This window comes from Exiguobacterium marinum DSM 16307 (genome assembly GCF_000620845.1).
GTDB classification, from domain to species: domain Bacteria; phylum Bacillota; class Bacilli; order Exiguobacteriales; family Exiguobacteriaceae; genus Exiguobacterium; species Exiguobacterium marinum.
This window is the reverse complement of the sequence record NZ_KK211189.1, coordinates 1774521-1796875: the sequence shown is the minus strand read 5'-3', so window position 1 is coordinate 1796875 and position 22355 is coordinate 1774521. Positions and strand designations below refer to the sequence as shown.

Annotated in this window: 22 protein-coding genes; 7 read left to right on the top strand and 15 right to left on the bottom strand. The window is 48.6% G+C overall.

Annotated features, from left to right (window positions below):
• The first annotated feature begins 69 nt into the window (after positions 1-69).
• The 4 genes from P400_RS0109550 to P400_RS15130 all read left to right on the top strand — a co-directional run bounded on the left by P400_RS0109550 (position 70) and on the right by P400_RS15130 (position 2998).
• The gene (locus P400_RS0109550; RefSeq protein WP_026825977.1) at positions 70-393 is read left to right on the top strand and encodes an ArsR/SmtB family transcription factor; all 324 of its coding nucleotides are present in this window, start codon (positions 70-72) and stop codon (positions 391-393) included.
• 87 nt (positions 394-480) lie between these two features.
• The gene (locus tag P400_RS0109545; protein WP_026825976.1) at positions 481-1305 is read left to right on the top strand and encodes an SDR family oxidoreductase; all 825 of its coding nucleotides are present in this window, start codon (positions 481-483) and stop codon (positions 1303-1305) included.
• Positions 1306-1497: 192 nt separating this feature from the next.
• Entirely contained in the window at positions 1498-2052 is a 555-nt protein-coding gene (locus P400_RS0109540) for a helix-turn-helix domain-containing protein (RefSeq protein ID WP_026825975.1), read from the top strand.
• Positions 2045-2998 carry an alpha/beta hydrolase gene (locus P400_RS15130; protein WP_051545974.1) on the top strand — a complete coding sequence of 318 codons (954 nt, stop codon included), beginning with the start codon at positions 2045-2047 and terminating at the stop codon, positions 2996-2998. Before P400_RS0109540 ends, P400_RS15130 begins: the two co-directional genes overlap by 8 nt.
• A 34-nt stretch (positions 2999-3032) precedes the next feature.
• Here the strand turns inward: P400_RS15130 and P400_RS0109530 are convergent, their stop codons facing one another.
• Positions 3033-3869, bottom strand: coding sequence for an alpha/beta hydrolase (locus P400_RS0109530; protein WP_026825974.1), 837 nt, complete (start codon positions 3867-3869; stop codon positions 3033-3035).
• A 244-nt stretch (positions 3870-4113) separates the two neighbouring features.
• Here P400_RS0109530 and P400_RS15125 point away from each other — a divergent pair, with 244 nt between their 5' ends.
• Positions 4114-4812, top strand: coding sequence for an SDR family oxidoreductase (locus P400_RS15125; protein ID WP_235181877.1), 699 nt, complete (start codon positions 4114-4116; stop codon positions 4810-4812).
• Between the two features lie 16 nt (positions 4813-4828).
• Here P400_RS15125 and P400_RS0109520 read toward each other — a convergent pair whose 3' ends face one another.
• Together P400_RS0109520 and P400_RS0109515 are read right to left on the bottom strand one after the other, a co-directional pair.
• Complete coding sequence (locus P400_RS0109520) at positions 4829-5623, bottom strand: helix-turn-helix transcriptional regulator (RefSeq protein WP_026825973.1); 795 nt, start codon at positions 5621-5623, stop codon at positions 4829-4831.
• A gap of 151 nt (positions 5624-5774) precedes the next feature.
• A complete protein-coding gene (locus tag P400_RS0109515; RefSeq protein ID WP_026825972.1) occupies positions 5775-6035 on the bottom strand; it encodes a DUF1294 domain-containing protein in 261 nt (86 codons plus the stop codon).
• Positions 6036-6243: 208 nt separating this feature from the next.
• On the opposite strand from P400_RS0109515, the gene P400_RS0109510 reads away from it, so the two are divergent.
• Positions 6244-7026, top strand: a complete 783-nt coding sequence (locus P400_RS0109510) for a LysM peptidoglycan-binding and 3D domain-containing protein (RefSeq protein ID WP_026825971.1) — start codon at positions 6244-6246, stop codon at positions 7024-7026.
• 46 nt (positions 7027-7072) lie between these two features.
• Here P400_RS0109510 and P400_RS15120 read toward each other — a convergent pair whose 3' ends face one another.
• Positions 7073-8293 carry a cation:proton antiporter gene (locus P400_RS15120; RefSeq protein ID WP_034771057.1) on the bottom strand — a complete coding sequence of 407 codons (1221 nt, stop codon included), beginning with the start codon at positions 8291-8293 and terminating at the stop codon, positions 7073-7075.
• A gap of 110 nt (positions 8294-8403) precedes the next feature.
• Here P400_RS15120 and cls point away from each other — a divergent pair, with 110 nt between their 5' ends.
• On the top strand, positions 8404-9870 hold the full coding sequence (gene cls / locus P400_RS0109500; RefSeq protein ID WP_026825970.1) for a cardiolipin synthase: 1467 nt from the start codon (positions 8404-8406) through the stop codon (positions 9868-9870).
• A gap of 45 nt (positions 9871-9915) precedes the next feature.
• Here the strand turns inward: cls and P400_RS0109495 are convergent, their stop codons facing one another.
• The 11 genes from P400_RS0109495 to P400_RS0109445 all read right to left on the bottom strand — a co-directional run bounded on the left by P400_RS0109495 (position 9916) and on the right by P400_RS0109445 (position 22111).
• Entirely contained in the window at positions 9916-10893 is a 978-nt protein-coding gene (locus P400_RS0109495; protein ID WP_026825969.1) for a hypothetical protein, read from the bottom strand.
• A complete protein-coding gene (locus P400_RS0109490) occupies positions 10890-11918 on the bottom strand; it encodes a DUF58 domain-containing protein (protein ID WP_026825968.1) in 1029 nt (342 codons plus the stop codon). Before P400_RS0109490 ends, P400_RS0109495 begins: the two co-directional genes overlap by 4 nt.
• Before the next feature lies 1 nt (position 11919).
• On the bottom strand, positions 11920-12828 hold the full coding sequence (locus P400_RS0109485; RefSeq protein ID WP_026825967.1) for an AAA family ATPase: 909 nt from the start codon (positions 12826-12828) through the stop codon (positions 11920-11922).
• A gap of 113 nt (positions 12829-12941) precedes the next feature.
• Positions 12942-13640, bottom strand: a complete 699-nt coding sequence (locus P400_RS0109480; protein ID WP_026825966.1) for an amino acid ABC transporter permease — start codon at positions 13638-13640, stop codon at positions 12942-12944.
• Positions 13641-13647: 7 nt separating this feature from the next.
• Positions 13648-14496, bottom strand: coding sequence for a transporter substrate-binding domain-containing protein (locus P400_RS0109475; protein WP_026825965.1), 849 nt, complete (start codon positions 14494-14496; stop codon positions 13648-13650).
• A gap of 742 nt (positions 14497-15238) precedes the next feature.
• Positions 15239-15691, bottom strand: a complete 453-nt coding sequence (locus P400_RS0109470) for a GNAT family N-acetyltransferase (RefSeq protein ID WP_026825964.1) — start codon at positions 15689-15691, stop codon at positions 15239-15241.
• Positions 15692-15709: 18 nt separating this feature from the next.
• Positions 15710-16420: an MBL fold metallo-hydrolase gene (locus tag P400_RS0109465; RefSeq protein WP_026825963.1), complete on the bottom strand. Its 711-nt coding sequence runs from the start codon at positions 16418-16420 to the stop codon at positions 15710-15712.
• A 12-nt stretch (positions 16421-16432) separates the two neighbouring features.
• Positions 16433-17050: an NUDIX hydrolase gene (locus tag P400_RS0109460; RefSeq protein WP_026825962.1), complete on the bottom strand. Its 618-nt coding sequence runs from the start codon at positions 17048-17050 to the stop codon at positions 16433-16435.
• A gap of 154 nt (positions 17051-17204) precedes the next feature.
• Positions 17205-19610 carry a DNA topoisomerase IV subunit A gene (parC, locus tag P400_RS0109455; RefSeq protein WP_026825961.1) on the bottom strand — a complete coding sequence of 802 codons (2406 nt, stop codon included), beginning with the start codon at positions 19608-19610 and terminating at the stop codon, positions 17205-17207.
• 2 nt (positions 19611-19612) lie between these two features.
• Positions 19613-21580 (bottom strand): DNA topoisomerase IV subunit B, encoded by a 1968-nt coding sequence (gene parE / locus P400_RS0109450; RefSeq protein ID WP_026825960.1) that lies wholly within the window; start codon positions 21578-21580, stop codon positions 19613-19615.
• Positions 21581-21706: 126 nt separating this feature from the next.
• Positions 21707-22111 (bottom strand): CoA-binding protein, encoded by a 405-nt coding sequence (locus P400_RS0109445; RefSeq protein WP_026825959.1) that lies wholly within the window; start codon positions 22109-22111, stop codon positions 21707-21709.
• Between the last annotated feature and the right edge of the window lie 244 nt (positions 22112-22355).

The window sequence follows — 22355 nt, the reverse complement described above, 5'->3', positions numbered from 1 at the left end:
CAGAAGGCGGATCACCTAGTATTCTAAATGTAGGATTAAACGTTTAAACTTTTAAACGGAGTGATGAATATGAAACAAACAGATACAACACCCGAGTTATCGCTTTCTTTATTTGAAGATGCGATCCCACTGTTCCAAGTATTAGCCGATGTCAATCGGCAACGGATCATCGTCGAGATCGCCAAACATGAACGCTTGAACGTCAATCAGATTGATGAAAAGATCGAGTTGTCTCGACCGGCCATCTCGCATCATCTTAAACTGTTGCGACAAGCGGGCATCGTCTCATCCGAGAAAGTCGGGACAGAGAACTTTTACTTCCTGACGCTCGAGGACGCGGTCGGACTGCTGAAGGCACTGACACGAGCGATTGAAGACGAATGCATCCTTTGACCTTTCTTTTTGGAAACAGAGAGAAAGGCTTCTTTTCCACCAATACGTTTAAAAGTTTAAACATATAAACATTAAAAGGGAATGAACATGAATCAGAAACAAACCATTGTCATCACAGGAGCATCGAGCGGAATCGGCCGGGCAACGGTCGAACTGTTCAGCAAACGAGGCTGGACTGTCGCTGCGACGATGCGACAACCTGAGAATCATCAAGAGTTGTCTAATCTGAAAGGGGTGTCGCTCTATCAGCTAGATGTGACGAACGAGACGAGTATTCGAGAGGCATTTGAACAAATCGTCTCGGATCACGGAACGATCGATGTGTTGTTGAACAATGCCGGGTACGGTGCGGTCGGGATTTTCGAGGAAGCCTCGCCGGAACAGATTCAACGGCAATTTGATACGAACGTCTTCGGGGTCATGAACGTGATTCGGGCAGCACTTCCATACTTACGCAAACAGCGGAGCGGACGGATTGTGACCGTCTCCTCCGTCGGTGGACAGATCACATTCCCAATTTACAGCTTGTATCACAGTTCAAAATGGGCGATTGAAGGATTCATCGAATCGCTTCAGTTCGAATTGGCACCATTCAATATCAACATGAAATTGATTGAACCGGGACCAATCAAGACAGACTTTTACGGTCGTTCCCAAGAACTCGTTCGCGACCAACCGCTCGATGTATATGATGACTATACGGAGGTCGCACTTCATAACACGAACGTCGCTGGTGCGAACGCCGAAGGACCTGATGTCGTCGCCGAGACGATTTGGCGCGCTGCGACCGAACGGAAGAAACGACTCCGTTATCCATCGGGTAAACAGGCAGGGTTATTGATTGCGCTCAAGCGCTATCTTCCGAACCGTCTATTCTTCGCGATTGTTCGAGGTGTCGTTGAAAAGAAGTAATAAATCACATCCTTTTTGTTTTCTATGGAAAATGAGAAGGATTTTTTAATGGTGTTTTTGAAGATGCATCACCTCACGATAGTGTAACCACAAACTTGATGACTTTTTGGATACAGATAGACATCTATTCAGGCTCATGATATTATCATAAGTAATAATATTATTAAATGTGATAATAATGAGGTGAAGATGATGGACCAAGACGTTTTAAAAAGCCTGTTGAACCCGATTCGCATGAAAATCTTTCAACATGTTCTGATGAATGAAGGAGTGACGACCGCTGATTTGGCAAAAGTACTTCCTGATGTACCGCAGGCGAGCCTCTATCGCCATATCAACAAGATGGTACAAGATGAAATCTTATCCGTCGTCAGCGAGAACAAAGTACGCGGGGTGTATGAGAAGGTGTACGCGATTCAAAACAACCCGTTGACCAGCATCAACAAGATTGTGGAGAAAGAGGACCGCGAACAACTGTACATGGTCTGTTATACATTCACGATGTCACTGCTCATGGATTTTGGGAACTATCTGAAGCGCGACTCGATTGACCTTCAGAAAGACAAAGTTGGATTCCGAAGTATCCCGCTTTATCTGTCCGATTCTGAAAGTGATCGATTCTTAAAAGGTCTCTATGATCTATTAGAAAGTATGCTCGAACATGAACCGTCAGAAGAACGGACGTTACGAAAATTCTCCTATGCCGTCATGCCGGTCGGAGAAAAGGAGGAAGCGGAAGATGTATAAACAAGAAGAGGTATTGATTCAAGGAGAAACAATGATTGCTGCTACCCTCACGTCACCCAATCAGAATCAGTCGAACTTTCCAGCCATCGTCCTCATCGGCGGTACGGGAGGATTGAACCGGGACGGAAACGGGATCGGATTCAAGTCGAATGTGTATAAAGACTTAGCAGAATGGCTGTCGACACAAGGATTCGTCACGTTACGCTATGACAAACGTGGGGTTGGCAAGAGTGGCGGCAATCGAAGTAGCGTCGGTCTGACAGGACTCGTTGATGACGTGACGGCTATCGTACGTTATCTGAAATCTCATGACCATGTCTCACAAGACATTTTATTGCTCGGTCATAGTGAAGGATGCATCGTCGCAACGCTCGCGGCCGAACGTGAATCCGTTTCCGGTCTCATCCTGTTGTCCGGTGCCGGTGTCGCCTTGAAGACGAGCATGCAGGAACAGGCATATGCTTTGCTCGAAGAAGTGAAACGTACGAAAGGAATCAAGGGCAAGCTGCTTCGACTTAGCTTGAACGAGAAGTCGGTCATCGGGAAACAAGAAAAACTGTTCGAGCGCGTCACAGCAACGAATCAAGATACGATGCGGATCCAGCTGATGAAATTTCCTGCCAAATGGTTACGGGAGCATCTTGCTTACACAAACGAGTCGTTTCGGGAACGATTGGTTCAGTTGAACATTCCGACGCTCGCACTGACAGGGGACCGGGACGTTCAAACGGACGTCCAGCATCTAGACGAGCTCGACGCACTTCACGCGGAACATATCGAGGTACAGAAGATTAAGGATATGGACCATATGTTGAAACATTTCGACGGTGAGATGAGTATTTTGGACGTGAAAAAACAATATCGTTCACAACTCAGGGAACCGCTCCATCCTGAGCTACAGCATCAACTTCACGAATGGCTCATCCACCACAATTGGACATCATGACGAAAAGACAGCGGATTCTGCTCCGCTGTCCTTTTTACGAATGTAGGAATCGCTCGACGTTTCCCATCGAGAAATGACGGCACCACTGAACAAAGTGTCCGCCTGGTACGGCAATCAATTGTACAGAGGGATGGAGTTGTCGTTCCGCTCGTTTGACATGATAAAGCGTCCGTTTCGCCTCTTTCAAACCAATACCTGTGAAGTCTGCATAGTAAAGTTGCGTCGGGACTTGGAGCCGTTGTAGCAAGTCGGTGAAATCAAGTCCGTCATATCCGAACAACAAATGTAATCCACCGGACGACAGACGTGCCGGACGCTCGAAAGCTGTTCGAACGTTTGCGGTCGGTTCAACCCCGATCCGTCGACAGAACACTTGGAACCGCTCTTCAGAAAACGTGGAGTCACTCTTGTTCATGCGAGCTTCAAACCAGTTTAAAAGATGTTGTGGAGAGCAGTGATACAGTAGTCGCAAAAGCGGGAAGGTGAAGCCGAAGATGCCGTATTCACGATATGGGAGCACAGCATTCGGTTTATGACCTTGGTCGAGTAGTATTAAGCGCCTGACTCGGTCGGGATAATGGACCGCGTAGGCGAGAGCAATCGCGCCCCCCATCGAATGACCGATTAATCGAACAGCATCAAGTTTTCGAGAGATTCGATACGACTCGACCCAGTCCGCTAGTACTTTGGATGTGGCGTATGTATGTAGCCCCTCACTTTCACCAAATCCCGGTAAATCTAAGAGATGGACTTCAGATTTTTTATGTAGGGCTTCAACGAACTGTAATCCTTGCGATCCAGTGAAGCCCCCACCGGGAAGGAATAATACGGGATCACCTTGGCCATGAATCGTGACTTGAAATTGTCTCACGTCATCTCTCCTCTATACAATGAAGTGGTTTCCATTCAAGTATAAAGATAGTTGGAAATCAATTGAAGAAAATTTTCTATGTTTCTGAATGGGGTCGCTGACAAATGCGGGTATAACATAGTGACAGGCAAATCTCTGTCATCACGCATCATGTACGTTCTGACCTTCAAAGGAGGAATGATGAATGAAGCTTTCGGGGAAAACAGCAATCGTCACAGGTGCTGGTTCTGGTATGGGGTGAGCCATCGCCAAACTGTTCGCGAAGGAAGGCGCGCGGGTCGTCGCCTTCGACTTGAATGAAGATGCTGTTCAGGCAGTGGTCGAAGAAATCAAGATAGGAGGCGGGGATGTCGTCGGCATCGCTGGTAACGTAGCGAATCAATCGGATATCGACAACCTCGTCGATAAAGCGAAAGAAACGTACGGGTCGGTCGACATTCTCGTCAATAATGCGGGGATCATGGACAACTTCATGACCGTGGGTGAAGTGACAGATGAATTATGGGAACGGATCCTTGCCGTCAATTTGACCGGGCCGATGAAACTTTCACGTGCCGCCATTCAAGTGATGGAGAAGCAGGACCATGGTGGCGTCATCATCAATAACGCATCGGTCGGAGGCTTGTTCGGTACAAGAGGTGGTGCGGCGTATGTGGCATCCAAACATGCGTTAATCGGGTTAACGAAAAACATCGCGGCGACGTATGGCACGCTTGGCAAGATTCGAGCAAACGCCATCGCACCGGGTGGCGTCAATACGAACATCGGGTCGACGATCACGGCACCGAGTGAACTCGGGATGCGAGCCATTCAAGGGGCGGGGGAAGCGCCGATGGGAGAGCCGGAGCAGATTGCGAACGTCGCGCTCTTTTTAGCATCGGACGATTCAAGTTTTGTAAATGGAGATGTGCTGAAAGCAGATGGCGGTTGGACGGCAAGATAAACGAAAAGAGCCGAAATCATTCGGCTCTTTTCGTTTTGTACTGTTTTCGGTAAGTGAGCGGCGTCACGGTGTGATGTACTTTAAACATTTGAACGAAGTGACTGACGCTTGCGTATCCGAGACGATTGGCGATGTCCGCGATGCTTTCGTTCAAATCTTCTAACAGCGTGGCAGCTCGTTCCATTCGCTTCATCTGCACATACGCAATGGGAGATGTGTCTCCAAAGGATCCAAACAAGCGAGAGCATTCACTTCGACTCACATTGCCCGCATGAGCGATTTGAGCTAACGTCGGCCTGTCTTCTATGTGAGCGTCGATATAAGCGAGCATCTGACGAAGGCTCTCGCGTTTCTTCTCATGCTTCATCGCTTGACCCTCTTGCTGAATCCAATAACGCCAGATGACCGTACACTGCAGTGTCGCATCCATTAATGCGAGCGGTCCGTCCGCTTGAGAATGTTGGACGGCGCGTTCAATCGTCTGAATGACAGATTGATGTCCCTGTTCCTGTTTTAAAATATGTATGGATTTTTCCGAAGTGAGATGTGGTGTTACATATCGCCTCGCCAGATCGGGATGGAACAAAGCAGCGGGATCAAACTCGAGTAGCCTCATCCGCGACGCTTCCTCGATTTGTTCCACCATGATACTTTGTCCTCGTGCCAAGAGGACGGCTTCTCTCGAATCAAGGTTGAGGCTCACTCCGTTCACCCGAATCAAAGACGTTCCAGACTCGCATAGCAGAACGGTGAAGCAATCGGTTACCTTTAATGTCATTGGCCCATGACGAATCATTTCGATACTCTTCAAAAACGTCTTCCTCCTCACTATGATCATTTCCCGACATTTCATTTCGATTGTTCACGGAGAAACACTTTAAAACGAAAATAAAGTGGGACGAATCCGACATTTCAAATCGTCGATCAGTAATAGGCGCAATCAAGTTTCTTCTATATAACGCCTAAAAGATTAGCCATCCTGTAAATGCGGCATGAACGAGGATGGCGACAGGTACCCCAATCCGGAATTTAGGCTTCAGCGTCTTGTGGCGAAAGATCCGCATCGCCAAATACGCTCCAAAAGCTCCACCAACCCAAGTCATCGTCAATAACGTACGCTCCGAAATACGCCAAGCCCCGACGCGAGACCGTCGTTTATCGACATAAAATGACACAAAGGCTAGTAAATTAGTCACAATGTAATACAGCAGTAATAGTTCCAAAGACCAAAACCTCCTTATTTCTCTCTTCATTATATCTTAAAATGGCTTTACAAAGCCGTTCTAATAGATTAAAACAATTTTCTGAAACCTCTCATCCTCGCGAATTGTTCTGTAAATGAACTGATAACACTCTCATATCGTCCTGTAATCGCAGTGAAACATATAGGTGTTACAGTAAGGGGGCGTTAGAAAAGGGAGGAATATTCTTATGAAAAAACCACTATTGACACTAACGGCACTCGCTGGCCTTAGTTTAGGAGTCGCTGCTCCAGCTTCGGCAGCATCAACACACACAGTTCAGTCTGGAGATACACTCTATCGTATCGCCGTGAACAACAACGTCTCTGTAAATGACATCAAACAAGCGAACGGCTTAAACTCAAATATGATTTATCCGAACCAAGTCTTGAAACTTGGAAAGGCAGAAGCAAAAGCTGCTACTGCATCAAAAACGTATACAGTTAAATCAGGAGATACACTTTATCGTATCGCATTAAACAACGGGATCTCTGTCAATCAATTGATGACTTGGAATGGTCTTAATTCAGATCTTATTTTCCCAGGGCAACAGTTTGCCGTGAAAGGTGCAGCAGCTGCGTCAGTAGCAAACGATGCGAAGACATCAGCACCAAAGACTTCAACATCTAAGCCTGTCACTAAAACAGCATCGTCTACAACGCAAACCCAAGCTCCGGCTTCAGGTAAGACGATGACTGTTGAAGCAACAGCTTATACACCATACTGTGCTGGATGTTCTGGTATCACAGCGACAGGTATCGACGTTCGTTCGAACCCGAACCAAAAAGTCATCGCGGTCGACCCTTCTGTCATTCCGCTCGGCTCTAAAGTATGGGTTGAAGGATACGGTACAGCCATCGCAGGAGATACTGGTGGTGCCATCAAAGGGAATAAGATCGATATCTTGATGCCGACACAAGAGCAAGCGCTCAACTTCGGTCGCAAGTCAATTACAATCAAAGTCTTGAACTAATTCAAGATAATCAAGGACACTGCCATCGGGCGGTGTCTTTTTTTGTTTAACCCTTCTCCCAAGGATTCTTCACTTTCGTCAGTCCGAGTCGCTTCGCGAGTGGCTTAATCGTCAATCCATGCAAGGCGACAGACGTCACGACTAAACCGAGTGTGATCGGTAACATCCGCTCCGCGTCTTCAATTCCCAGTTCGGCGATTTCTTGGGCAAAAAAGCCGGTCACCGTCATGGCGACGATTCCACGAGGGGCAATCCAACTGATGAGCGCCCGCTCTTGCATCGATAACGGGGAACCGAGGAGCGACGTCTGTACCGAGATCGGTCGGATCAAGAATAAGATCCCAACAATCGACAAGAGAAGCGGCCAGTCGAGAATGGCGAGTAAGCTATCACGTGTCAAACTCGCCGTCAAAATGATGAAGACGGTCGACACGAGTAAGATGGAAATGTTCTCTTTGAACTCACGAAGCTGTTTCAGGATATGCATATGTCCATGCTTAGAATTTGCCATCGTCAATCCCATGGCCGTCACAGCCAATAGCCCGACTTCGCTCATGACCCATTCGCTGATTGAATATACGAGAAGGACCCCGGAGAACGTGAGGGTTGTTCTTAAATATTCAGGGACTTTCTCATTCCCGAACAAACGAATCAATAGATGTCCGACAGTGATCCCGAAGGCAACGGCGACGATACAGGACCAAAAGAATGGCAAGTGGCTCGCGAGCCCGTCATTTTGATAGAAGATGAAACCGACTCGGACGACGAATAATCCCATCAAGGCGCCGAGCGGGTCGACAATGATGCCTTCCCATTTCAAGACTTTGGCCGGACGTGCGGATAAGTTGGCTTGCCGTAGTAACGGGATGATGACGGTTGGTCCGGTCACGACGAAGATCGCACCGAGCGTGAACGCCGGCAACCAATGAAAATCGCCGACCATAATCAGTAACACCGACGTCAAAATAAAGGAAACGAACACACCGACCGTGACGAGACGAAAAATCGATTTTCGCAAATCATCAATCTCTCTGAATTCAAGACTGAGGCTTCCTTCAAATAGGATGAGCGCCACCGCGATCGAGATGAGCGGGCTATATAGGTCCCCTAATATCTGACCTGGTTCTAACCAACCGAAAATCGGTCCGACCAAAATCCCGGCAACCGTCATAATCAAGATGGCTGGGAAGTCAAAACGCCAAGCAAGTAACTGCGAAAGTGCCCCGATGAGGACAAGTAGGCTGAATCCAATCATCATGTCTTCCATATGCTCCCCCCGTTTCTTCACTTCTTCATTAAATGTATACCCAAATCACGAAAAACATTTGCTAACATTGCCCGATTTCGGGTAAGAATTGAAAGAAAGGGAGGGATACGATGGAAGTGACTATCGGACTCATCATCGTCATATTGACATGGCTCATCTTACTACTTAATCTCACGTTCGCCATCACCATCATCTTTTTCGAGAGACGAGACATCGGGACGACATGGGCGTGGCTACTCGTCCTCTTCTTCTTACCACTGATCGGCTTCTTCGTTTATATCTTCTTTGGCCGACTGATCAAATCTCATAATTTTTATGAAGTGGAAGAAGAAAAACGCGAAGCGTATCATCACCATGTCGAAGAACAACTCGATCAACTCGACCGTTCTCTCGCACCGTTCGATCACCCGCTCCTTTTGAAATATCGGCGGCTCGCTCGTCTGAATCTCGTGTCAACGAATGCGTTGATGTCTTTTCACAACGATATCAGCGTCCTGCACGACGGAACTGAAAAATTTGATCAGCTGTTTCAAGACATCGAACGAGCGACGAAAGAAGTCAATATTCAATATTACATCATCCAAAACGATCCACTCGGGCAGGCATTAATCCGCCTGTTAACGGAGAAGGCGAAACAAGGGGTACGCATCCGACTCCTTTATGATGCTGTCGGATCGAGGGGACTTAGACACAAGCACTTCAAGGACTTACTCTCTCACGGTGGGGAAGTCAAATCCTTCTTCCCGTCAAAACTCGGCATCAATTTCCGCGTCAATAATCGAAATCACCGAAAGCTTTGTACCATCGACGGTGAACTCGGCTATATCGGGGGATTCAATGTCGGGGATGAATATCTCGGCAAGGATGAACATTTCGGTTATTGGCGGGACGTCCATTTACGGATCTCCGGTGATGCTGTCAAAGAGTTGTTAGAACGCTTTATCTTGGATTGGAATCGCTCTGTCCCGACGCGAACGAAGGCACAAAAAGACGACTTCATTTGGCCGTCGGAAGGGATCACTCATCACGCGTCCCCCGTTCAAATCGTGACATCGGGTCCGAACTCGTCGACGGAGCATTTAAAGAATATGCTCGTCAAAATGATCACGCAATCGAAAGAATGTATTTATATCCAGACGCCTTACTTCATTCCAGATGCGAGTTTCCTCGATGCCTGTCGCATCGCGCTCATGACAGGTACCAAAATCAAACTGATGATTCCGAACAAGCCCGACCATATGTTTGTCTATTGGGCGACTTATGCGAACGCGGCAGAGCTTGTGCGTTATGGGGCAGAGGTCTTTACGTACGAGGAAGGGTTCCTCCATGCGAAGACGCTCGTCATCGATGGAGAAGTCGCCTCAATTGGGACGACGAATATCGATGCTAGAAGCTTCCGTCTCAATTTTGAAATCTCAGCGCTCGTCTTTGATCGGGATGTCGCACAATCCGTCATCGATGCGTTCGAACGAGACGAATCGAATGCCGAGCGCTTGACGATTGAACGATATGAGTCAAGGACTCGCTTGATTCGCTTTAAGGAGAGTGTGTCCCGTCTCCTCAGTCCGATTCTTTAGTGCAAAAACATCCGGCAGAGGATTTCCTCATGTCCGGATGTTTTTTTAACGCCTTTTCAATTGTGCGACAAGATGTTCGAATGAATCATTGATGTCTTGTGGGGCTTCTTTGTCACCATACTCAGCAGCTTCTAGCCATTCAGCGTAGAGTGTATGGTTCGTGAACTCGATTCGTTGTAACCAGTCGGATACTGTCTCTTCACGAAGACGCGGATGCTGCTGTTCCAACTTTCGTCCCGTTTCAAGAAGGTGAATCTGACGAGGGGAGCGGACGATCCGCTTATCCGAAAGCGTCGGATGGTAAATACTCCTCGGAATCATTCCATCTTCCTGGATGTCTTTTCGTTTCTGTAAATAGAAGAACAAGCCTACCCCAATCAATAAGATGACAACGAAGGCCCCGATATAGAACAACGAGTTACCCGATGCCGACTTGAGCAATGTCTCCTGCGCCACCGTCTCCGCATCTAGGTTCGGGTTATCTGGGACGAGGAACCGGTTCACGCGGTCATTCGGATCGAGTACGATTCCGTCAAACCACCCCCCAATCCACAGAAAGAACGGACTGATCCAGGCGACGACATTTCCGAACAACAGCTCTTTGATTGTACGAATGACGAGGGAAACGGCTAAACCGATGCCTAAACCGAGGACAAGCATCGTCACCATTCGTTTATAGTCACGCCGATAATACAAGTTCCGTTGCCAAATCAAAAAGATGAATGGAAAGAGCACCATTGCAAGCGGTTGCGATGCCGGAGGGAATAACCAGTCCGCCACCAAGAATAGTACACTTGCCATCGCATAGCGGTCGGTCCAATCTAACGTCCGAATGAATGCATGGACGTATGTGAAGACCAATAGCAGGACACTCATCTCATACGAGAAGTAAAGGGCACCGATACTCATGACTGTCTGGACGATGAGTTGTATGTTCCGAGGGAGACGAAGCGTCAATAAAAAGAGTAGTGGAAACACATGTCCAATATAAAATGCTGAAAAGACCCACCATAGCCATCTCATTGACCGTCACCCCCTAACCGTAAAATCGATTGATTCCCGCTATATTTAGCTACTTTTCGCTCAAACAAGGAGCGAGCAAGTGGAAAGTCACTCTCAGACAGACAGGCGAACGTCGTCATGATCTTCCGGAAATGCACCTCGCCACTTCCTGGTTGTAGGTCATACGTGATCCCATCTTTCGTGAGGGTCGGGACAATCAGCCCGTAACTCGCGTTTTCTTTCTCAAAATCACGACATAATGCGGCCGCTTGTGAGATGAGGCGTTCCATCTGATAGGTGAGGGCCCGCCCATCCTTCGTCAACAAGTCGAGGACGATGACATATTCATTCGTTTGTACCGGTTGTTCAGTACGGGCGAGCAGTTCGCCCGTCTTTGCATAGGCGGACCAATACAGCTGTCGCATCGGTTGTCCGTGATATGGGGTGACCGACTGGAACGTCTCCGGGTCGCGATAGGCACTATGACGAACCATCTCCTCACCAGGGAGAGTAGGCGGGCGTTTTGGAATCGGATAAGGCGAAAACTCAGGGAAGACATAGCCGATGCGTGGGAGTGAGTCCTCTTTGTAGAGAGAAAACATGCGCAACGGGTCCCGGATTTCCAAACCGATCGCTTCGAGACGAACCGGGCCCCGCTTCTTCGCATAGAGCGGAATCGTGAAGTCGACGGTCGCATTTGTCTCGACAAAATTTTCCTGTCGCCAGAACGCATGTCCTTCCGATTCCACGGTCGGATGTAAATAGCCGGATAGGCGGACGACGCCAAGCGGTACTTTTGCCGTCGATACGAGTTTCAATACATAGACGGCCTCGTCGTTCGGAAATAATTTCAGTTCTTCTGTGAGGTCGACATGAATCTGTTCGGCCAAACGAAACATGAAGGAAGGCATGATCAGTGCATATAGACTGAAGCCGATCAATAGACTCGCAATCAAGACGCTCCCATAAAGTGCCGTGAAGACCCCGACGACGAACAAGAGCCACATATAGCCGGACTCGAGATAGCGTGGGCTGACTAACTGCATGTTACACCTCTGAAGGGACCGGGATGGTCTCGAGTACAGATTTGATCAACTTTGACGGATTCGTCTTTAGCGACGCTTCGACCGTCAAGACGATCCGGTGCCCTAAAATCGGAAGCGCGAGTGCCCGAATATCTTCCGGAGAGACATAGTCTCGACCTTCCATATAGGCATGCGCACGGGCTGCCATTGTGTACGCAAGCGTCGCTCGTGGACTTGGCCCGACCTCGACGTCGCGATGGTGACGAAGTGACTCCATCAAATCAAGCAAGTAATCTTCCATCGCCTCGTGGAATCGGACATCTCGTACTTCTTGCTGCATGTTCAACAGTTCGTCCGGTTGCAGTGAGAAGGATTCGGTAGCGAGGTGCTCATTGCGAATCAAGCGCCGCTCGGAATCTCTCGAAAGCGGGGCGAGTGTCAACTTGAATAAGAAACGGTCCAATTGAGCTTGCGGAAGCGGGAACGTTCCTTGACCGTCAAACGGGTTTTGTGTGGCGATCATGAAGAAAGGATCAGGTAACTTGAGTGACACTTCCCCGAGTGTCACTTGACGTTCCTGCATGGCCTCGAGCAACGCGGATTGTGTACGTGGTGTCGTCCGGTTGATCTCATCGACGAGTAAAATCGAAGTGAAGATCGGTCCCGTCCGACGTTCAAACGTTCCTGTCGTCGGATTGAACAATTCCATCCCTAAAATATCGCTTGGTAATGTGTCCGGAGTACACTGTACACGTTGAAACGTAGCCGAGATGGAGCTTGCCAAGCTACGGGCGAGTGTCGTCTTCCCCGTACCGGGACGATCTTCAAGTAAGACGTGGCCTCCCGATAGTAACGCAATCGAAGCGAGCTTGATGGCTTTCGCTTGACCTATGATTTGATTATTCAAATGTGAAACCCATGGATGGTTCATTCAAAATCCCCCTATTATTTTTCTGATAATTAAGAAAATCATAGCATAATCACTTCATGAGATGTATCAAAAATCCATTTCACTAAAAAAGACCGACCGGCAGAGCCAGTCAGTCAACGTTTCGGAGAATCTAAGTATCGTTCAAAATGACGTTCGAGCCATTCCTGAAAAAATGACATGAACGTACAGATCGCCCAGTAAATCAATGCCACGACGATATAGACCGTCATGTAGTCGAACTCTCGTCCACCGACAATCTTGGCCTTGTTAAAAATCTCAGGTACTGTGATCATTGCGGCGAGTGAACTCGCTTTGATTAAATCGAGAAAGACGTTCGAAAGCGGGGGGAGGGCGATCCGTGTCGCCTGCGGCAAGACGACACCTTTCAATGTCAACCATCTTCCCATCCCGAGCGAACGTGCCGCCTCAACTTGTCCTGAATCGACCGCGCGAATCGAAGAGCGGATGATCTCAGCGATATAGGCGGCAGAGTTCAAACTGAACCCGAGAATCGCTGCCGTCAAAGCGGCGAACTCGATCCCGATGAACGGGAAACCCGAATAAAGGATGAACAAGATAATCAAGATGGGCACGCCACGCATGAACGAGATATAAAATGTTGATGGATAGCGAAGGAGACGCGTCGGAGACAACTTTCCTAATGCCAAAACGAGACCGAGCACGAGACCGAAAAACATACTGACGAATGAGATCCAAATCGTATTCGGGAGCCCACCCAATAAATAAGGGAACGATTCTATGGCTAGGTCTACGTCAAAGATAGCGTCCCACTTGATATCTGAGAACGACATGTCGACCTTACTTCGTTTCGACGATTGTTGCGTCTACGTCGGGCTCAACCGAGACATCCGCACCGTTATAGAATTGCTCAGACAATTCTTTGACCGTACCGTCTTCAAGCATCTCATCCATGACACGGTCGATGTTCTCTTGGAGCTCGTCGTTTTCATTATCCATCAAGAATGCGACTTCTTGTGGGTTGTAGGCGATATCCGGGTGAATTGTAATATCAAACTCAGGGAAGAAAGCAAGAGCAAGCGTCTGAAGATAGTAATCGTTCAAGATGACATCGGTACGTCCTGTCGAGACGTCACGCAAATACTGGTCGTTCGTCGCGTTGTCATAAATCACTTCTTCTGCTCCATATTCACGTGCTACGTCCATGAAGACAGTCGTCGCTTCGCCAGCAGCTCTTTTGCCTTTCAAGTCTTCGAGTGATTCGATTCCAGATAGGTCGCTCTTACGAACGATGGCAGTCCCGTACGTATACTTATACGGTTTTGAGAAAGCAAATTTTTCTTTACGGTCTTCGGTGACGGAGATATCGTTTGCTGCGATGTCGATTTGTCCGTTTTGAACGCCCGTCAACATATTGTCAAACGCCATTTCTTTGAACTCGATCTCGAGGTCGAGACGATTCCCAATCTCTTTCATGAGTTCAACGTCAAACCCTGTCAACATATCGCTCTCTTCTTCACGGAAAGAAGCGGGGTAGAGGGTGCCGGCAGTCCCGACTGTCAATGTCCCTTCTTCCTGAATCTCTTCCCACGGTGTCATGTCTGCTTGATTCGTGCTATCATCACCACAAGCGGCAAGCGGGATTGCTAAAAATAAAGTTGCTGCCAAACCTTTTGTCGTTCGTTTCACAAGAGTTCCTCCTTAAGATGTTTCATCTGTCTAAAAATAGCATGACTTCAGCGGTCTAGCAACTGTGAAGATTAGTTTATACAGTTTCATAATTTTTTTGAAACGTATATTCATGAAGCGCTATCATTCTATTGAATGCCAAATTCATTTCATTAATACAGAGAAAAACTATTTATGAAACAGGTGATAAACTAACATAAAAGTTAGACGATATACACATGTCGAAGAATCAGATAAGGAAGTTACATTTCTTTACGATCGATTAGACTGGAAACAATATATCGAACATGACAGTCGCATCATTTTTTTAGCGATGGGCGGAGATAACTACATCGGAAAAATTCGACTCGTAATAGATTGGTCTCGATTCGCATACACTGAATAAATCGCGGCCCGTTAAACACATCGTAAGCGCGGTGTAGGACGAGTGTTGCTCGTCTCGACCGAACATTGAGCTAAAATCGGATAGTCGCTTGAGGCGCAGTACGATAACCTCATTACGTGTCGCTTTTATGAAAAAGAGGGATTCCAACTTGAAGGAGTCGACACGATCAAACAATACGAGGGTCTGCAGATCGAGTTGACTTTGTACTGGTACAAGGTTTTTAAGGAATAGGGAACTTCAATGCAGAGCAATTTATTGCTCTACTTTTTATTAGTTTACATAACATATATTATCAGTAAAAATAAGAACTCATCTCATTATCTTAGTATACTTATGATAGTGAGATGAGATTGATTGTTAAGACGTATGCGTAAATCGGATCAATGTGACACTCGGTTCTGGTTCAAATTCAGCACTCGGTTCGAATCCGAGCTTCGTGTAAAGACGTTTTGCCGGTCCATTATGTTTACCGGTATGCACATAAACAAGTCGACCTTCATGAACGCTTAGTACATGATCAAGTAACGTCGTGGCCAGCCTCGATCGAAAATATGTCGGATCAATGCACAGTTTTGTGATTTCTACGGTTTTTTCTGATGCCTCGTAAGTCACGAATCCAATCAACCGCTCCTCGATGTACAATCCGTAGCTCGTACCTGGTAAGTTTTGTATCACGTCGATTGTCTCATATCGAGCCGGTATCTCATCAAACCCTAGCAATTCCGCTTCCACAGCATAGGCATTTCGTTGTATCTCAAGCATCTGCTGGGCTTGATCAAATTGTTTGATCGGGATTTCTTGTAGCTGCATGCCTTACCCCTCCCGTCATCAGATAAATTTTCTTGCCCGCTTCCGTTCTGCCCGCTTCAGCGCCAAATAGAGGCGGTGCGTTCCTTTTAATGGTGCACCGTGTCCGACGAATGTGAGGAGTGGTGCCAAATCCACTAACCGTTCTGCGCTCTCGACAGCAACGGTCCGGTTCCACGTCGCAAGTCCGGGAAGTGGGAACAATGGACGAACATCCCCCGCCACCGCCGCCCCTCCTTGCGATTGAAACGCATCTCCAGCGAATAGCACCCGATTTGTCTCGTCATAATAGGCGACAGACCCTGGCGTATGGCCCGCTGCATCAAGGACACGTAGACCGAATAGCCGTTCACCAGGTTCGAGTAACGTGTCCGGTGTGGAGCGGAGCGTCGGTAACGACCCCCGAATTTTCCTCTGTTCTCCCTCATCAAGGGATCGGTCTCCTGACAAAAGACGGGCATCACGGCGGGAGATGAAGAGCTCGGCGAGCGGATGTTCCGCTTTGATGATGTCTACCCCGCCGACATGGTCTTCGTGGGCATGCGTCAACAATACCGCCAGGAGCGGCTTGTCGAGCTCAGCGATATATGACAGGATATCGGTCGCGTTCCGCTTCAGCGCCGTATCAATCAAGACGAGACCGAGGTCATGTTCAAACAGTTGAACGTTGATCGGCAGAACGGGAGCGTAAAAAGTTAGTTGATGGATATGTCCGTATCGTCTTACTTTCATCGAAAAAACCTCCTAATCAAATAAAGTGGTCCAGTCTTCTTCTTGCCAATGCGCATCGAAGCACATATGAATCTGTTCAATCGTATTTCGGGCAAGAGAGAGTTCCGGTAAATGGTCACGCTCAAAGAAACCGACGTCGCTCGTCTCAATGCCAGCAACCCCCTCTCCGTCACCGATCAGCGCACACTCGATAAAGAGTTTATAGTAATGCTCGGAAAGTGGCGGATGGGGATGTTCGTGCATATCGAACAACGCGAGTAGACGCACAGGAATCACATCCAAACCAGCCTCTTCTTCCACTTCTTTAATGATATTCGTCGCAGGAGAACGATTTACTTCACAGAATCCACCTGGTAAGGTCCATAATCCGTCTGACCGCTCCTTGACGAGCAATAGTCGATCATCTTTAAAGACCACACCACGTACATCAAGCTTCGGTGTCGGATAACCGTTCACATGCGTCAGTTGTAAGATGGCATCATTCGATAAGTCGGAATGACGTTCGAACATTTCTCTTGCGATTTCCTGCAACTCTTCATACCGTTCTCGGTCAAATTGATCATGTGTGAACGTAAGACCGGCCTGAGACAGCGCCTGAATCCGTTTTGCCCACGTCAGCCATTGAGACATATAGATCCCCCTATCTTTTGTCTTATATGTTCTTTCGGCAAATCGAGGCATTCTTCCTTTTTGGTTTTTACATTCCCTTGAAACAGTCAGGCGCAATGAATTCACAAAAAAAGTCTGTGAGTGGCATAGTCGCCGACCCACAGACCTAATTTGATTAATCGAGATACACATCTTCAATCTCGCCGAACGAATCTTCGTCAAAGACGAATGACCCATTGGCATAGCGATCGAGTAGCGTAAGGGTTTTGGTGCTCACTTCTTTCACTTTTTCTTTACCGACGATATGAAGCGTCTCATCCCCATGTACCGGGAGCGCACGACGGATTTGATGCGGTTTCGATTTGACCTCACGAATGAGCATCGTTCCGCGAAGGTTGCGGTTCGTACAGTCGAACTGGTCTTCGAGTTTCATCTTCTTGACCGCTCCCCGTTGCGTCACGAGGACGAACAGCGGTGGTGTGAAGAATGAGAAGGCATCGGAGACGACGTCACCGTCTTTCAAATTCATGGCTTTTACGCCCGCCGCCCGCTGTCCGACGACTGGAACATCATCTTCTTTGAACCAGAGTCCATATCCACGCTCTGAGACGAGGAACAACTGTCCAGGACCGTCGCTAATTCCGGCGAAGACGACCTCATCGTCACTTTTCAGTTTCAAGGCCATGAGCGGTTTCGATTTCCGCTGCGCGTCATAGTCACGTAACGGCGTACGCTTGACCATCCCGTCTTTCGTCACGAAGAGGCAATGGGCATCTGTTTCGAACGTCGAGACGACGTCTGCCGAGATGACCTGCTCCCCTTCGATTGGAACGAGGTTGGCGACATGTTGCCCAGCATCCTTCCACTTTGATTCTGGGATCTGGTGGATCGGAATGAGGAGATAGCTTCCTTTGTTTGTCCATACGAGCAAATGGTCCGTTGTCATCGCCTGTGTCGTCAGAAGAGGACGATCCTTCTCTTTCATCTCTGGCAAGACGTCACTCGACGCCCCGTACGAGCGCATCGAGGCACGCTTGACATACCCATCGCGGCTGACGAAGACCATCGTCTCTTCGACAGCGATCATGACTTCCGTCTTCAGTTTCAATTCCTCGACTTCTGACTCGATGATTGAACGACGGCCATCCCCGAACTCATCACGTAACGCCGTAAGTTCTTTCACGATCAGTTTCCGTTTCGTCGCGTCCACCTCAAGGATGTTCGAGAGGCGAGCAATCTCTTTTTGGAGCACCTTCGCTTCTTTTTGCAACTCGACGATGTCCGTATTCGTGAGTCGATACAATTGGAGCATGACGACGGCTTCTGCTTGCCGTTCTGTGAATGAGAACCGCTCCATCAGTTTCTTCTTCGCGTCCGCTTTGTCTTTGGCGGAACGGATCAATTCAAGCGTCTCATCGAGGACGGAGATGGCTTGTTCCAAGGCGTCGACGATTTCGGCGCGTTTCTTCGCCTGTTCAAGCTCGAACGTCGTCCGGCGTGTCACGACTTCTTCGACGTGCTTCAAATAGGCATCGATGATTGGGATGATGCCCATCTGTTTCGGGGTCCGGTGCACGATGGAGACCATGTTGTAGTTATAAGCGAGCTGCAGGTCCGTATGCTTCAAGAAGAAGTGAAGGACACCTTCCGCGTCCGCTTCTTTCTTCAATTCGATGACGACCCGAAGGCCTGTCCGATCCGTCTCGTCACGGACTTCCGCGACGCCTTCGACCTTTTTATCGAGACGAAGCTCTTCCATCTTTTTGACGAGGTTCGCCTTGTTCACTTCATACGGGAGTTCTGTGATTGTGATCTGCTCACGGCCACCTTTTAATTTCTCAATCTCGGACTTTGCCCGGATGATGACCTTACCTTTACCGGTCTCGAACGCCTTTAGGATGCCGTCTTTCCCCATAACCGTCCCTCCGGTCGGGAAATCAGGACCTGCGACGTACTCGAGCGCGTCTTTAGCGTTATCGACCTGTCCTTTCAAGCGCGCGATGGCAAGGTTGAGGACTTCCGTCAAGTTATGGGGCGGGATTTCCGTCGCATAACCGGCTGAAATTCCTGTCGTCCCGTTCATGAGCAAGTTCGGGAGGAGTGACGGCAAGACGAGCGGCTCTTCCGTCGAGTCGTCAAAGTTCGGCGTATAGTCGACCGTATTCTTCGCGATCGACGTCAGCATGACCCCCGCAATCTTAGAGAGACGCGCTTCCGTATAACGCATGGCCGCTGCCGGGTCACCATCCATCGACCCGTTGTTCCCATGCATGTCGATGAGTGGATAACGGAGTTTCCAGTCCTGAGAGAGACGTACCATCGCCTCATAGACGGACGAGTCACCGTGCGGGTGATAGTTCCCGATGACGTTCCCGACCGTCTTCGCAGACTTCCGGTACGGTTTGTCGTTCGTATTCCCTTCATGGTGCATCGCATATAGAATCCGGCGCTGTACAGGCTTGAGCCCGTCTCGCGCGTCCGGCAAGGCACGGTCTTGAATGATATATTTCGAATAACGCCCGAACCGGTCACCAACGACCTGTTCGAGAGATAAGTTTAAAATGTGTTGAATCGTCGACATCGTTACATCACTTCCTCAATCGCTTTAGTCACATGTTCATTGGCGATGATCGAATCATCTTCCTGGAGTCCGAAGGCGACGTTCTCTTCGATCCACTCACGCCGGTGCGTGACGTTGTCACCCATCAAGACCGAGACACGCTTGTCCGCGACGGTAGCATCGTCGACTGTGACCCGGATGAGCGTACGCGTGTCCGGGTTCATCGTCGTCTCCCAAAGCTGGTCCGCGTTCATCTCACCGAGACCTTTATAGCGTTGGAGGATGTAGCCTTTCTTATACACCTTGACGAGCTTCTCGAGCGCTTCTTCGTCCCAGGCATAATCGAACTGTTCGGACTTGCCTTTCCCTTTTGAGATGCGATAGAGCGGTGGCAAGGCGACGAACACGCGACCCGCCTCGACGAGCGGGCGCATATAACGGAAGAAGAATGTAAGGAGGAGCACTTGGATGTGTGCACCGTCCGTATCGGCATCCGTCATGATGATGACCTTATCAAAATTACAGTCGTCCAACTCGAAATCGTGTCCGACTCCGGCGCCGATCGCATGAATGATTGTATTGATTTCTTCATTCTTCATGATGTCCTGGAGTTTCGATTTCTCCGAATTGATGACCTTCCCGCGTAGCGGGAGGATGGCTTGGAACGTACGATCGCGCCCTTGTTTAGCTGAACCACCGGCCGAATCCCCCTCGACGAGGAAGAGCTCATTCTTTGCTGCATTTTTCGAGGTCGCCGGTGTCAATTTTCCATTCAAAATGCTCGAACGTTTCTTTTTCTTGCCGTTACGGGCCTCTTCACGGGCTTTACGAGCCGCCTCGCGTGCCTGGGCCGCACGAATCGCCTTTTTGATGAGCATCGTCGCCATCTGCGGGTTCTCTTCTAAGAAAATCGTCAACTGCTTCGCCATGACGCTGTCCGCGCTCGCGCGGGCTTCTGGTGAACCGAGTTTCGACTTTGTCTGTCCCTCGAACTGGAGGAACTCCTCAGGGATTCGGACCGATACGATGAGCGTGAGCCCTTCGCGGACATCACCGCCGTCTAGATTCTTGTCCTTCTCTTTGAGTAATCCGTTCTTCCGCGCATACTCGTTCATGATTCGGGTCATTGCCGTCTTGGCACCGATTTCATGTGTCCCACCATCCCGTGTTCGGACGTTGTTGACGAAGGAGAGGACGTTCTCGGAATAGGCGTCCGTGAACTGGAACGCGAGCTCGATTTCAATCTCGTTCTCCGTCCCTTCGAAGTAGACGATCGGATGGAGTGTTGCCTTATCGTCATTCAAATATTGAATGAACTCTGCAATCCCTTCCTCGTAATGGAACGTTTCTTGCTTATCAGCACGCTCATCTGTGAGCGTGATCGTCAACCCTTTTAAAAGGAAAGCCGATTCACGTAGACGTTCGGCGAGTGTGTCATAATTGTAAGTCGTTGTCGAGAAGATGGTTACATCCGGTTTGAAATAGACGCTCGTCCCGGTCTGGCGTGTCTTTCCTGTTTCAATCAGAGTCGTTTGAGGCACACCGCCGTCAGCGAATGTCTGCTCAAACACTTTGCCGTCTCGATAAATCGTCACGATGACCTTGCTCGAGAGAGCGTTGACGACCGAGGCACCGACTCCATGGAGTCCGCCTGACGTCTTATAACCACCTTGACCGAACTTACCGCCGGCATGTAGAACCGTGAAGATGACTTCGGGTGTCGGCTTTCCTGAAGCGTGCATCCCTGTCGGCATACCTCGTCCGTGGTCACGAACCGTGATCGCATCATCCTTGTGGATCGTCACATCGATTTGACCGCCAAAACCAGCGAGCGCCTCATCGATCGCGTTGTCGACAATCTCATAGACGAGATGGTGAAGCCCGCGATGGTCGGTTGACCCGATGTACATCCCCGGTCGTTTCCGTACGGCCGTGAGTCCTTCGAGCACCTGGATGGCGTCTTCATTGTAATTAAATAGATCTGTTGACATAGCAGTCACCTCAATTTCGAACACACGTTCGTTTTTCTTTCCTATTGTATAGCTGTTCATCGATTCTGGCAAGCCTCCCTCGACAGCTGTTGCTGAAAAAAAGGAGACCTACCAAGGAGGTAGGTCTTATCCGAGTAGACGAGCATGCTCCACGTACAGGCAACGATTCTCGATATAATCGAGTCCAGCATCGCGTACGATCTGCTCTGCCTCAGCACTTGAGAGCCCGAGCTGATTGAAGACGAGCCCGACATCTCCATGTCGTACCGCATCTTCCGCGACACCTGCTAAAAATTCGTTGCGACGGAACACGTCGACGATATCAATTCTACCCGGGATGCTCTCAACGGAAGGATACACCTTGCGGCCGTTCCATTTTTCGAGCATCGGGTTGACAGGGATAACGGTATAGCCGACACGGAGTAAATACTCCGCAATCTGGTTGGCCGTCTTGTTTGGGTTGTCGGACACGCCGACGACCGCGATGGTTTTCGCTTCAGACAAAAGTTGTTTCAAACGCTGATCATCCATCCAAAATCCCCCTTTAGTTTACGTTTACAGTGTAACGTTACCTTCCTAACGGTTTCAAGTCTTATTTTCATCATAAGGTATAATGGTTCATCATTTCAATCTCAAGACAAATCAATATGGTTTACATAACAAATTATTGTATACCTTTTATTTTGCGATAAAAATGATTTAATGATTAACTTACCGATAAGCAAACGAAAGTACAAATCAATAACATTGCGTGAAATATCTATTTCACGCAAAA

Bases quoted from the DNA above. Each gene is read 5' to 3' on its own strand.
- P400_RS0109550 (WP_026825977.1), top strand. From the start codon at position 70: ATGAAACAAACAGATACAACACCCGAGTTATCGCTTTCTTTATTTGAA.
- P400_RS0109545 (WP_026825976.1), top strand. From the start codon at position 481: ATGAATCAGAAACAAACCATTGTCATCACAGGAGCATCGAGCGGAATC.
- P400_RS0109540 (WP_026825975.1), top strand. From the start codon at position 1,498: ATGGACCAAGACGTTTTAAAAAGCCTGTTGAACCCGATTCGCATGAAA.
- P400_RS15130 (WP_051545974.1), top strand. From the start codon at position 2,045: ATGTATAAACAAGAAGAGGTATTGATTCAAGGAGAAACAATGATTGCT.
- P400_RS0109510 (WP_026825971.1), top strand. From the start codon at position 6,244: ATGAAAAAACCACTATTGACACTAACGGCACTCGCTGGCCTTAGTTTA.
- P400_RS15120 (WP_034771057.1), bottom strand. From the start codon at position 8,293: ATGGAAGACATGATGATTGGATTCAGCCTACTTGTCCTCATCGGGGCA.
- cls (WP_026825970.1), top strand. From the start codon at position 8,404: ATGGAAGTGACTATCGGACTCATCATCGTCATATTGACATGGCTCATC.
- P400_RS0109495 (WP_026825969.1), bottom strand. From the start codon at position 10,893: ATGAGATGGCTATGGTGGGTCTTTTCAGCATTTTATATTGGACATGTG.
- P400_RS0109490 (WP_026825968.1), bottom strand. From the start codon at position 11,918: ATGCAGTTAGTCAGCCCACGCTATCTCGAGTCCGGCTATATGTGGCTC.
- P400_RS0109485 (WP_026825967.1), bottom strand. From the start codon at position 12,828: ATGAACCATCCATGGGTTTCACATTTGAATAATCAAATCATAGGTCAA.
- P400_RS0109480 (WP_026825966.1), bottom strand. From the start codon at position 13,640: ATGTCGTTCTCAGATATCAAGTGGGACGCTATCTTTGACGTAGACCTA.
- P400_RS0109470 (WP_026825964.1), bottom strand. From the start codon at position 15,691: ATGCAGCTACAAGAAATCCCGATCAAACAATTTGATCAAGCCCAGCAG.
- P400_RS0109465 (WP_026825963.1), bottom strand. From the start codon at position 16,420: ATGAAAGTAAGACGATACGGACATATCCATCAACTAACTTTTTACGCT.
- P400_RS0109460 (WP_026825962.1), bottom strand. From the start codon at position 17,050: ATGTCTCAATGGCTGACGTGGGCAAAACGGATTCAGGCGCTGTCTCAG.
- parC (WP_026825961.1), bottom strand. From the start codon at position 19,610: ATGTCGACGATTCAACACATTTTAAACTTATCTCTCGAACAGGTCGTT.
- parE (WP_026825960.1), bottom strand. From the start codon at position 21,580: ATGTCAACAGATCTATTTAATTACAATGAAGACGCCATCCAGGTGCTC.
- P400_RS0109445 (WP_026825959.1), bottom strand. From the start codon at position 22,111: ATGGATGATCAGCGTTTGAAACAACTTTTGTCTGAAGCGAAAACCATC.